8 protein-coding genes are annotated in these 11,706 nt (G+C 69.4%); 2 read left to right on the forward strand and 6 right to left on the reverse strand.

Translation table 11 applies throughout. The features are described 5' to 3' along the window. Positions 1-206: 206 nt before the first annotated feature. On the reverse strand, positions 207-2,069 hold the full coding sequence (gene sppA, locus ABD693_RS01905) for a signal peptide peptidase SppA (protein ID WP_344695270.1): 1,863 nt from the start codon (positions 2,067-2,069) through the stop codon (positions 207-209). A gap of 194 nt (positions 2,070-2,263) precedes the next feature. Between sppA and ABD693_RS01910 the strand changes: the two genes are divergently transcribed. Beyond that, entirely contained in the window at positions 2,264-2,968 is a 705-nt protein-coding gene (locus ABD693_RS01910; RefSeq protein ID WP_344695271.1) for a hypothetical protein, read from the forward strand. Positions 2,969-2,970: 2 nt separating this feature from the next. Here the strand turns inward: ABD693_RS01910 and ABD693_RS01915 are convergent, their stop codons facing one another. The 5 genes from ABD693_RS01915 to ABD693_RS01935 form a co-directional block, all read right to left on the reverse strand. Next, positions 2,971-3,306 (reverse strand): tRNA-binding protein, encoded by a 336-nt coding sequence (locus ABD693_RS01915; protein WP_344695272.1) that lies wholly within the window; start codon positions 3,304-3,306, stop codon positions 2,971-2,973. Continuing rightward, positions 3,303-4,010, reverse strand: a complete 708-nt coding sequence (locus tag ABD693_RS01920; RefSeq protein ID WP_344695273.1) for a class I SAM-dependent methyltransferase — start codon at positions 4,008-4,010, stop codon at positions 3,303-3,305. The genes ABD693_RS01915 and ABD693_RS01920 overlap by 4 nt, the downstream gene beginning before the upstream one ends. Before the next feature lies 1 nt (position 4,011). Further along, positions 4,012-5,139 (reverse strand): peptide chain release factor 2, encoded by a 1,128-nt coding sequence (gene prfB, locus ABD693_RS01925; RefSeq protein WP_344695274.1) that lies wholly within the window; start codon positions 5,137-5,139, stop codon positions 4,012-4,014. Positions 5,140-5,242: 103 nt separating this feature from the next. Beyond that, on the reverse strand, positions 5,243-7,846 hold the full coding sequence (locus ABD693_RS01930; RefSeq protein WP_344695276.1) for a penicillin-binding protein 1A: 2,604 nt from the start codon (positions 7,844-7,846) through the stop codon (positions 5,243-5,245). Positions 7,847-7,888: 42 nt separating this feature from the next. Beyond that, positions 7,889-8,764 carry an N-acetylmuramoyl-L-alanine amidase family protein gene (locus ABD693_RS01935; RefSeq protein ID WP_344695277.1) on the reverse strand — a complete coding sequence of 292 codons (876 nt, stop codon included), beginning with the start codon at positions 8,762-8,764 and terminating at the stop codon, positions 7,889-7,891. A gap of 355 nt (positions 8,765-9,119) precedes the next feature. On the opposite strand from ABD693_RS01935, the gene ABD693_RS01940 reads away from it, so the two are divergent. Next, entirely contained in the window at positions 9,120-11,705 is a 2,586-nt protein-coding gene (locus ABD693_RS01940) for an Rne/Rng family ribonuclease (protein ID WP_344695278.1), read from the forward strand. Position 11,706: the final 1 nt, after the last annotated feature.

An 11,706-nucleotide genomic window follows, 5' to 3' on the forward strand; every position in this document is an offset into this window, starting at 1 on the left:
AACGGACCGGCTTTCCATCAGGCGGACCTGGCAAGCCTTGGGTTCACACCGCCCGCCGGCCGAATGCCGGAACAGGCGGGTCGCCGGAGGAAGGGGCAAGCGGTCCGGACCGAGCCTCGCGCCGAAAGGACGACAGGGAGCTGCTGACGGTGCCGCGTGCCGGGACTTCGCCCCGGATCGACGAGCGCGCCCATACCCCAAGGGGCTCAGGAGAGCAAGGAGAGCAGGCGTGCGAAGAGGCCGGTCGGCGGGGCCGCCGCCGTGACTTGCGCCGCATCGGCCGGACCGCAGGCGAGGCAGCGCGCCTGGATGGTCGGGCCCGAGAGCAGGAACTGGACCTCCTTCATCGCCGAGGCGAGCGCGGTCTCGGGATCGGCGCGGAGCGCGGCGAAGGCGTCGGCCTCGCTCGCATCCGCGTCGTCGTCGCCGCGCAGCAGGCCCGCGAGCTCGGACTTCCAGCCCTTCTTGCGGTCGAGGTAGGTGACCCCGCGGTCGTCCTTGTCGAGCTTGGCGAGGTCGCCGGCCTTGGCGATCGCCTCCTCGAGCCCGCCGAACTGGTCGATCAGCCCGATCTGGCGTGCCTGGCCGCCCGACCACACCCGGCCCTGTCCGATCGCGTCGACCTGTTGGGGCGTCTTGCGGCGGGCCTGGCCGACGATGGTCAGGAACTTGCCATAGGTGCTTTCGACCCCGAGCTGGATCAGCTGGCCGGCCTCGGGCGAGATCCCCTTCAGGAGGTCGGGCTGGCCCGACAGCGGGGTGGTGGCGACGCCGTCGGCGTTGATCCCGAGCTTCTGCAAGCTGCCCTGGAAGCTCGGGAGGATGCCGAACACGCCGATCGAGCCGGTGATGGTCGAGGGTTCGGCGAAGACATATTGGGCGGCGGTCGACACCCAGTAGCCGCCGCTCGCCGCGACATTGCCCATCGAGGCGACCACCGGGATGTTCTTCTCGCGCGCGGCGAGGAGCGCCTGGCGGATGCGTTCGGAGGCGAGCGCCGAGCCGCCCGGGCTGTCGATCCGGACGACCAGCGCCTTGATCTTGCCGCCGCGAAGGCCCTTCTCGACCGCCTCGGCGATGGTGTCGCCGCCGGCGGTGCCGAGCGCGGCCTTGCCGTCGACGATGTCGCCCGCGACCGTGATCACGCCGATCGGCCCGCCGGTGCGGTCGGTCCGGACTTCGGAGGCGACATAGCGGTCGAGGCGGATCGCCTTGTAGCCGCCGGCGGTCTTCTCGTCCTCGCCGCCGAGCGCGGCGAGGCGCTGCTCGAATGCACGGCGCTCACCGACCTTGTCGACGAGCCTGGCCTGCTGCGAGGCGAGCGCGAAATCGCCGCGCGCGGCCTGCACCATCTGCACCGGCTGCTTGAGCGCCATCTCGAGATTGGCCTGCGGGCGCGCTTTGCGGATGTCGTCGACCCATGTCTCGAACATCGCGCCGGCCAGCGCCTGCGCGTTCTCGCGCGCCTCGGGGCTCATGTCGGAGCGGGTGAACGGCTCGACCGCGCTCTTGAACTTGCCGACCTTGAAGACGTTCGCGGTGACGCCGAGCTTCTCGAGGAGTCCGGCATAATAAAGGTTGTTGCCGCCGGGACCGCGCAGCTGGACGCCGCCCATCGGATTGACCCAGATCTCGCTGGCGTGGGCCGCGAGCTGGTAGCCGCGGTCGGCATAGCCGGTCGCGTAAGCGAGCACGGGCTTCTTCGCGCGGCGAACCTCGTCGAGCGCTTCGCCGAGGTCGGCGACCACCGTCTGGCCGGCCGAGAAGCCGTCGAGGTCGAGCGCGATCGCCTTCACCCGGTCGTCGTCCTTGGCCTTGAGGATGGCGGCGCGCACGTCGCGCAGCGCCGCGGGCGAGGCCCCGCCCCCGGTCAGCGAGAAGCCCTGCTCGCTCGGCTGCTCGACCACGCCGGCCTTGAGGTTGAGCACGAGGACACCGTCATGGACGGTCGGCGCGGGCCGGGCCGAGAGCAAGGCGTAGAGCCCGGCGAAGAAGAGCAGCATGAAAAGGAGGACGAGCGCGTCCTTGATCCCGACGAGAAGCTGCCAGATCGCCTTCAAAACGCGCATGTCGGAGGTCGTCCTCGAAGAAATTACCGGGTTCGAGATAGGGGCGAGTGGCGGCAAGGGAAAGCGGTGGTCAGCGACGCCGCGCAAAATCGCTTGAGCGCTCGCCCGTCCGCAGCCTAATCTTGCCGCTCGCAACCCTGTGGCTTCAGCGGAGCGGACCGCCAGTCGTACCCTCCCGGGAATGGAGAGCCGAGGTGGCCACCCTGGCAGCAAAGCCCGCAAGCCGGACGCGCTGGCGCTATTTCTTCCCGGGCATCACCAGCCTTCTTCTCGTGCTGTCGCTGATCGCCTTCTCCGACAATCTCGTCACCGATGTCGGGCAGCCGAGCAACCGCACGCCGCGGCTGATCATCCACGGCCTGTTCGGTCTCGGGTGGAGCGTGTCGCTCGCCCTTCAAGCCTGGCTGGTGTTGATGCGGCGGACAGCGCGGCATCGGACGATCGGCGCGCTGCTCTTCCTTATCGGCGCCGGACTGGTCGTCAGCACGGCATTCCTCTTCGTCACCACGTTCCGCGGCTTCTCGGCGATGAGCGCCGAAGTCGTCATCAACCGCTTGCTACTTCCCGTCTTCGCTTTCTGCCTGTGGCAGGCCTGGCGCGAGCGGAAGCGGACCGACTTCCACAAGCGCTACCTGTTGATCGGCAGCTTCGCGATGCTGAGCCCGGTGTTGAGCCGTGACTTCAATCACCTCTCCTGGCCCTGGTATCCGGACCCCGAAGGGGCGGCGGCCGATACCGCCTTCATAATTTTCTATTTCGCCACGTGGAGCGGGCTGATCGGATCGCTGTGGTTCTACGATCGCACGACGCTGGGGCGGATCCACCGCGTCACCTGGATGGGATCGCTGGCCATCGCCGTGATCGTCGTTGGAGCCACCGTGCTGATCCCGCCCGGCTGATTTCAGTGCATGCGGCTGCCGTCGGGGACCTCGTGGTCGGGCGCGAGGAGGCTGATGCGGCCTTCCGCGTCGCTCAGCCCGAGCACCAGCACCTCGCTCATGAACGGGCCGATCTGGCGCGGCGCGAAGTTGGTGACAGCGACCACCTGCCGCCCGACGAGTTCCTCGGGCTGGTAAAGCGCGGTGATCTGGGCCGAGCTTCGTTTCGTGCCGATGTCCGGCCCGAAGTCGATGGTGAGCTTGATCGCGGGCTTGCGCGCTTCGGGGAAGGGTTCGGCGGCGATCACGGTGCCGGCGTGGATCTCGACGGCGAGAAAGTCGTCGAACGGAATGGTCACGCTTTGGGCGCGCAGGGCTTGAGCGCGGCGGGCTCGGGCCGGGCCGTTGCGAGGCGGAAGGCGGCGACGAAGCTGTCCCCGCCCTGCAACCGCTGGAAGCGCTGGAGCTTGAGACCGACCGCGCCGAGTTCGCATTCGAGCTGCTCGGGGGTGATTCCGTGGCGCTTGATTGGGCGGTCGGCGTCGACGACGATCACTTCGCCGTCGGGCTTGAGGCCGCCGGCGAGGTGCCAGAGGAAGGCGTAGGGATCGGTGACCTCGTGATACATGTGCACGAGGAAGATGCGGTCGAGGCTGCTTGGCGGCAGGCGCGGATCGGACGGTTCGCCGAGGCGCACCGCGACATTGTCGAGCTTCTCGCGCTGGACCCGGTCGGCGAGCCGGTCGCGGACCTCGGGAACGATGTCCTGGGCGAGCACGCGGCCCTTGGCGCCGACCAGAGGCGACAGGCGGACGGTGTAATAGCCCTCGCCCGCGCCGATGTCGGCGACGCTCATCCCCTGCCGGACCCCCGCGGCGGCGACCACCGCGTCGAACTCGCCGACCCGGTCGCGCACATCCTCGGTCGAATAAGCGTCCGACACGATCGGCGCGACGTCGCGGCCGGCGGCGGGAAAGGTGGTGGCCGAGGGCTGCGACTGGCACGCGGTGAGCAGCGCCAGGCCCATCAACCCGCCCGGGACGAACGGACGCGAGAAGCGCATTTTAGTCGACGTCCTCGACCTCGACCTGCTCGCCCGTCACGCGCTGGCTCAAGGCCGAAGCCATGAAGCGGTCGAGGTCGCCGTCGAGCACGTCGGCCGGCGCGGTCGAGGTGGTGCCGGTGCGCAGGTCCTTCACCAGCTGATAGGGCTGGAGCACGTAGGAGCGGATCTGGTGGCCCCAGCCGATGTCGGTCTTGGCCGCCTCGGTCTTGTTCGATTCGGCCTCGCGGCGCTGCAGCTCGGCCTCGTAGAGCCGGGCCTTGAGCTGCTTCATCGCCTCGGCCTTGTTCTTGTGCTGCGAGCGCTGGTTCTGGCACTGCACCACGATGCCGGTCGGCAGGTGGGTGATGCGGACGGCCGAATCGGTCGTGTTGACGTGCTGTCCGCCAGCGCCGCTCGCGCGATAGGTGTCGATCTTGAGGTCGCCTTCGTTCACCTCGATGTCGATGTCGTCGTCGACTTCCGGATAGACCCAGACCGAGGCGAAGCTGGTGTGGCGGCGCGCCGAGCTGTCGTAGGGGCTGATCCGGACGAGGCGATGGACCCCGCTTTCGACCTTCAGATTGCCATAGGCGTTCTCGCCCTTGATCAGCAGCGTCGCCGACTTGATCCCGGCCTGCTCGCCCGAATGATAGTCGACCAGTTCGACCTTCATGCCGTGACGCTCGGCCCAGCGCGAATACATGCGCTGGAGCATGCCGGCCCAGTCCTGGCTCTCGGTCCCGCCGGCGCCCGAATTGACCTCGACATAGCTGTTGTTGGCGTCGGCCTCGCCCGCGAGCAGCGCCGCGACCTTGTCCTTCTCGGCGCGCGCGGCGAGCTCGGCGAGCGCGGCGACGCCATCATCGACGAGGCCTTCGTCGCCTTCGGCCTCGGCCATTTCGATCAGCTCGATCGTGTCGGCAAGCTCGGTCTCGATCTTGCGGGTGGCTGTGACCGCCTCGTCGAGCCGGCGGCGTTCGCGCATGACTTCCTGCGCGGCCTTGGGGTCGTTCCACAGGTCCGGGTCCTCGACCCGCGCATTGAGTTCGTCGAGCCGGCGCAGCGCGCGGTCCCACTCGAGGAAGCGGCGCAGGAGCGCGGTCGCGGCATTGACCTGGTCGATATGAGCCTGCGCTTCGGCGCGCATCTGAGTAATTCCTTAGCTGATCACCGTTCGTGCCGAGCTTTGTCGAGGCACGCCAAGCGCTGACGTCCCTCGACGGCGCTCGGGACGAACGGCCGCCATGCTCCTAGTAGATACCGCCCTGCTTTGCCAAGAAGTCGTCCGGCGGGGTCTGCTGGGCGGGCCGCGGCTGGGCCGGTGCGGCGGCCCTGGGCGCGGACGCGGCGGCGGCGGACGGCCGGCGGCGCGCGACCGGCGCGGGCGCGGCGCCCTCGGCGAGTTCGGTGTCGTCGCCGCCATGCGGGCGATAGGTGCGCCGCGGCTCGGTCTCGGGCTTGAAGGCTTCCCAGATCACCGGGGACTTGGGATCCTCGCGGACCGGGAAGGTGCCGAACACGCGGCGGCCGGTGATCCGGTCGATGCGGACCATGCGGATGCCCTCGGGCGCGACGAACGGGGTCGGCGGCGTGTCCTTGAACGCGACCTGCGCCCATTGCTTGAAGATCGGCGCCGCGATCCGCCCGCCCTGCGCCGCGCCGCCCATCGAACGCGGCTGGTCGTAGCCGAGGTAGGTGCCCGCGACGACGTCGGGGGTGCCGCCGACGAACCAGACGTTGGTCGGGCCATTGGTGGTGCCGGTCTTGCCGAACAGCGGGCGATTCAGGTCGCGCAGGATGGTGGCGGTGCCGCGCTCGATCACTCCGGTCATGACGTGGACCATCTGGAAGGCGGCCTGCGGATCGAGGATCTGCCGGCTGCGGCTCGGCGGGCGCGGCATGGCGCCGCCGTCCCAGTCGGGCGCGTTGCAGCGCCCGTCCATCACCGCGCAGCGATTGTCGGTGCGGTAGATGACCTTGCCGTCGCGGTCCTGGACATAGTCGATCAGCGTCGGGGTCAGCGCCCGGCCGTGATTGGCGAGGATCGCATAAGCGTTGGTCAGCCGCTGCACCGTGGTCTCGCCCGCGCCGAGCGAGAAGGACAGGTAGTTCTGATAGTCGCCGACGCCGAGCCGGCGCGCGGTGTCGGTGATCTTGGCCATGCCGGTCTGCGAGGCGGCGCGCAGCGTCATCAAGTTGCGCGACTGCTCGACACCCCAGCGCAGGGTCTTGGGACCCGCATAGCCGCCATCGAAATTCTTGAAGCACTTATTGCCGAGGCCCGCGCCCTGCCAGACGCAGAAGGGCGCGTCGTCGATGATGCTGGCGGGCGTCATGCCGTTGGCGAAGGCGGTGTAATAGACGATCGGCTTGAAGGTGGAGCCGGGCTGGCGCAGCGCCTGGGTCGCGCGGTTGAGGCCGCCGCCGATATTGTCGAACCCGCCCTGCATCGCGAGGATCCGGCCGGTGCGGACTTCCTCGGCGATGAACCCGCCGCCGATCTCGGGGATGGACCGGATCGCATAGACGTTGCCGCCGACGTTCTTGACGATGATCACCATGCCGTCGCGCAGGTTCGAGAAGGCGCTTCCGCCCCCGCCGCGCTTGGGCTGGACGGCGTTGCCGGCGGGGAGCGTGCCCTCCGACCCGTCGGTGAAGCCGATCCGCGCCGCGCCGCCGCTCTTGCTCAGCACCACGGCTTTGCGCCAGTCGGGGAAGCCGGTGCCGATCGGCGCGCGTTCGAGCTGGCCGCGCCAGTCGCCGGCGGTGTCGACGCTGACCCCGGTGTCGCGCCAGCCGCGGCCGCCGTCGAACCGGGCGAGACCCTCGCGCAGCGCCTCGGCGGCAGCTTCCTGCATCACCGGGTTCATCGAGGTGCGGACCCACAGGCCACCCGCGTAGAGGCTGTTCGGACCGTCCTTCTGGTCCTCGCCATATTTCTTGATGATCTCGCGCCGGACTTCCTCGGTGAAGTAGCCGCCCACTTCGCGGAACTTGGCGTTGGAGCCGTAGCGGATCGTGCCGAGCGTTGTCGCGGCCGCGGCCTGCGCCTGCGCCTCGGTGATGTAGCCGTTGCTGGCCATCTCGCGCAGCACATAGTTGCGGCGGGCGAGCGCCTTTTCGGTCGCGCGGACGGGGTCGTAGTTCGACGGCGCCTTGGGCAGCACCGCGAGATAGGCGACCTCGGGCAGGGTGAGGTCGGCGACGTCCTTGTCGAAATAGGCGCGCGCCGCGGCCTGCACGCCATAGGCGTTCCGGCCGAGAAATATCTGGTTGAGGTAGAGTTCGAGGATCTGCTGTTTGGTCAGCACATTCTCGAGCCGGAATGCGAGGATCGCCTCGCGGATCTTGCGGGTGACGTTGTAGCTCGAATCCTGCAGCAGTCCCTTGGCGACCTGCTGGGTGATGGTCGAGCCGCCGCGGGCGCGCGCGCCGCCGGTCGCCTTCTTGACCGCGAAGTCGCCGACCGCGCCGACCAAGCCCGGATAGTCGATCCCGCCATGGGTGAAGAAGGTCTTGTCCTCGGCCGAGATGAAGGCCTGGACGACCAGCGGGGGATATTCGTCGTAACTCAGCTCGACCCGGCGCTCGCGCGCGAAGGTGCCGACGGGCTGGCCGTCGACGCCGCGGATGTTGGTCGGAAGCTTGGTCTGGAGCGCGAGCAGTTCCTCGCTCGACTGCAAGCCCGTCGCGAACACGACCCAGACGAGCACGAACAGGAAATATCCGCCGAACAGGCCGTAGGTCGCCCAGCGGAAGAACCGGCGGCGGCGCCAGGCGTCGCGAAGCCGGTCCGCGGCGCGGTGGTGACGCTCGAGTAGCGGGGAGGAAGACGGGGTCGCGACGGCGTCCATGAGCGGGGCTCTACTCGCTTGAATGGGCGGGGGAAAGGCGTGTCAGCGTGCCGCTGCCGCCTGTGCTTCGATGGCCCGGGCCAGCGCCGCGACGATCCGTGCGCGCTGGGCGGGATCGAGCAGCATCGCCTCGTCGGCGGCGCTGCTCATATAGCCGGCCTCGAACAGCACGGCGGGCGCGTCCGAGCGGCGGAGCACACGGAAGGCGGCGAAGCGGTGCGGCTCGGGGCGGAGCGGGATGTTGCCCTGCGCCTGGCGCAGAAGGCGGACGGCGAAGTCGGCGCTCGCCGCCATCTCGTCGCGCGCGGCGACATCGGCGAGGAGGGCGCGCAGCGAACCGTCGGGCTCGGAGGCGACCGCCCCCTCCCCGTTCTGGCGCGCGGCAAGCAGGGCGGCATCGGCGTCGCTCGCGACTTCGGACAGCGAATAGAAGGTCGCGCCGCGGGCCTGTGCGTTGGCGGCGCTGTCGGCGTGGATCGCGAGGAACAGGTCGGCGCCGAGCCGGCGGGCGATGGCGGCGCGGTCGTCGAGCGTCAGGTAGGTGTCGCCCTCGCGGGTCAGCGCCACGCGCACCCGGCCATTCTTCGCCAGCAGGTCGCGCAGGTCGCGGGCGAGCTGCAGCGTCACGTCCTTCTCGAGCGCGCGGCCGCTCGCGCCCGCCGCGCCGGGGTCCTTGCCGCCATGACCGGCATCGATGACGATCAGCGGCCGGCCGGGCACCCGCGCCTCGGTCACGCGCACGTTGGCGACCGCGGGATTGAGCGCGAGGCTGAGCCCGCCGGCGCGCGCCTCACCCGCCACCGCCTGGCCGAGCATATCCTCGCCCGAGCGGCGCTGCCAAGCGAAAGCCAGCGCGGCGCCGACCAGCAGCAGCGCGGCGCCGACCAGGGTGGCACGGATGATGGTTCTGTTGCCCACGCCCGCGACCCTAGCGTGCCGTTGCTTGGCGGCAAGGAGGCTGCTACGACGGCCATTGTCCGCCAGTTCGCTTTTGTCGCGAGCGGTCGGCGGGACAAGGCCGGGGGGCCGGTGACAGGGCTGTCCCCACGGCGTCGTACAGGTTGAAGTTGATCCATGAAGTTCAAGAACGCGCTTTTTGATGCTGCCAGTGTGAGCAGCGACGCGCGTTCGCCGGCGACCAACGCCGGGGAGCTTCGGTCAGCAGACGCACCCCATCTCATTGCCATTCCGGCCGGCCTCGATGCGCCGGCCATGGCCGCAACTCGCGCGCGCCGCCTGACCCTGTTCAGGGCGCGCGCCCGGAGACTATTCAATGACCACGCGCATGCTGATCGACGCGCGCCACCCGGAGGAAACCCGGGTCGCCGTCGTCCAGGGGAACCGGATCGAGGAGTTTGACTTCGAGTCCGCCGAGCACAAGCAGCTCAAGGGTAATATCTATCTTGCCAAGGTGACGCGGGTCGAACCGTCGCTCCAGGCGGCGTTCATCGACTACGGCGGAAACCGCCACGGCTTCCTCGCCTTCAGCGAGATCCATCCCGATTACTACCAGATCCCGAAAGCCGATCGCGAAGCCCTGCTGCGCGAAGAGGCCGAGCATGCCGCCGAGGAAGAGCGGCTGCGCGGCGAGGCCGACGAGCATGACGAGGACGAGGACGGCCCGCTCGATCCGCACCACGAGGACGATGGTCACGACGATCGCCCCGAGGAGCCGGACGAGGATTCGGACAGCCAGGGCGATCCCGAGGATGGCGATCGCGCCCCGCGCGGTGGCCGCCGCAACCGCAAGGACGAGGCCGCCGACGAGGTCCGCCGCAAGCGCCTGAACCTGCGCCGCCGCTACAAGATCCAGGACGTCATCCAGCGCCGCCAGGTGCTGCTGGTCCAGGTCGTCAAGGAAGAGCGCGGCAACAAGGGCGCGGCGCTGACCACCTATCTCAGCCTCGCCGGCCGCTATTGCGTGCTGATGCCGAACACGAGCCATGGCGGCGGAATCAGCCGCAAGATCTCGAACGGCTCGGACCGCAAGCGCCTCAAGTCGATCATCTCGGACCTGAAGCTTCCGGGCACGATGGGCCTCATCGTCCGTACCGCGGGCCTCGAGCGGACCAAGGTCGAGATCAAGCGCGACTTCGATTATCTCGCCCGCCTGTGGGACGAGATCCGCGAGAAGACGCTGGCAAGCTCGGCCCCGGCGCTCATCTATCGTGACAGCGACCTGGTGAAGCGCGCGATCCGCGATCTCTACCACAAGGACATCGACGACGTGCTCGTCGAGGGCGAGGACGGCTACAAGGCGGCGCGCGGCTTCATGAAGCTGCTCATGCCGAGCCATGTGAAGAAGGTGCAGTCGCACAGCGAGGCGACCCCGCTGTTCCAGCGCTACGGCGTCGAGGACCAGCTGGCGGCCATGTATCATCCACTCGTCCAGCTGAAGAGCGGCGGCTACATCGTCATCAACCCGACCGAGGCGCTGGTCTCGATCGACATCAACTCGGGCCGCTCGACGCGCGAGCACAACATCGAGCAGACCGCGTTCGCGACCAACATGGAAGCGACGCAGGAGATCGCCCGCCAGCTCCGGCTGCGCGACATGGCCGGCCTCGTCGTCATCGACTTCATCGACATGGAACAGAACAGCCATGTCCGGAAGGTCGAGAAGGCGATGAAGGAGGCGCTCAAGAACGATCGCGCGCGCATCCAGGTCGGCCGCATCTCGAGCTTCGGCCTGATGGAGATGAGCCGCCAGCGCCTGCGCACCGGCGTGCTCGAAGCCTCGACCAAGGCCTGCCCGCATTGCGACGGTACGGGCCTGATGCGCACCGCCTCCTCGGCGGGCCTGTCGGCGCTCCGGATGATCGAGGACGAAGCAGCCCGCGGTCGCGGCGAGAAGGTGTGCCTGCGCGCCGGCTCCGAGGCGGCGGTCTATGTCCTGAACAAGAAGCGCGCCGAACTGGCCGACATCGAGGCCCGCTACGGCGTCTCGGTCGAGGTGCTGGTCGACCCGACCTTCGAGGGCGCCCGCATGGCGGTGGAAAGCTCGGGCCCGCGCCCGGTCGCCCCGCCCCGCCCGCAGCCCGCCCCGATCGCGATCGAGGCCGACGAGCCCGAGGTCGACGAGGAGGAATTCGAGGAAGAATTCGCCGAGGACGAGACCGAGGAAGAGCGCGCCGAGCGTGGTGACGGCGAGCGCGACCCGCGCCGCAAGCGCCGTCGCCGCCGTGGTGGCCGCAACCGTCGCCGTGATGGCGAACAGGGCGATCGCGCCGAGGTTGAGGGCGGTGATGACGCCGCGCCGCACGGCGAGGCCTCGAACGACGACGGCGAGGACGATGCCGCCGGTGAGCCCCGCGAGGAAATCGCCGCCGAGAGCGACGGCCATGACGATGAGGGCCGCAAGCGCCGTGGCCGCCGTGGCGGTCGCCGCCGGGGTGGCCGTGGCCGCGACCGCGAGGAAGGCGGCGACGAGCTCGCGCCCGAGCCCGGCGAGGCCCCGATGGTCGAGCCGGTCCCGAGCGAGGACCCTGCCCCCGTCGCGGTCGAGGCCGCTCCCGAGGCCGAGCCGGTCGCCGAGGAGAAGCCCAAGGCCCGCCGTCGTCCCCGCGCCCGCAAGGCCGAGGCCGCCGAGGTCGATGCGCCCGCGCCCGTGATCGAGGCGCCGGCCGAAGCTGCCACCGAGGAGGCTCCGGCCGCCGAGGAGAAGCCCAAGCCCAAGCGTCGCTCGCGCGCCAAGAAGGTCGAGGCTGCGCCCGAACCCGAGGCGACGCCAGAGCCGGTGCTCGAAACCGCTGCTGCCGCCGACGCGTCTGCGCCCGCCGAGGCCGAAACGGCGGCTGCTCCCGAAGCATTGGCCGACCAGCCCGCCCGTAAGGGCTGGTGGTCGCGGACCTTCGGCTAAA

The sequence above is a fragment of the Sphingomonas rosea genome (assembly GCF_039538065.1).
Taxonomy (GTDB): domain Bacteria; phylum Pseudomonadota; class Alphaproteobacteria; order Sphingomonadales; family Sphingomonadaceae; genus Sphingomicrobium; species Sphingomicrobium rosea.

What these genes read in the sequence shown, in the direction of transcription:
- sppA (WP_344695270.1), bottom strand. Translation starts at nt 2,069, where the DNA reads ATGCGCGTTTTGAAGGCGATCTGGCAGCTTCTCGTCGGGATCAAGGAC.
- ABD693_RS01920 (WP_344695273.1), bottom strand. Translation starts at nt 4,010, where the DNA reads ATGCGCTTCTCGCGTCCGTTCGTCCCGGGCGGGTTGATGGGCCTGGCG.
- prfB (WP_344695274.1), bottom strand. Translation starts at nt 5,139, where the DNA reads ATGCGCGCCGAAGCGCAGGCTCATATCGACCAGGTCAATGCCGCGACC.
- ABD693_RS01930 (WP_344695276.1), bottom strand. Translation starts at nt 7,846, where the DNA reads ATGGACGCCGTCGCGACCCCGTCTTCCTCCCCGCTACTCGAGCGTCAC.
- ABD693_RS01940 (WP_344695278.1), top strand. Translation starts at nt 9,120, where the DNA reads ATGACCACGCGCATGCTGATCGACGCGCGCCACCCGGAGGAAACCCGG.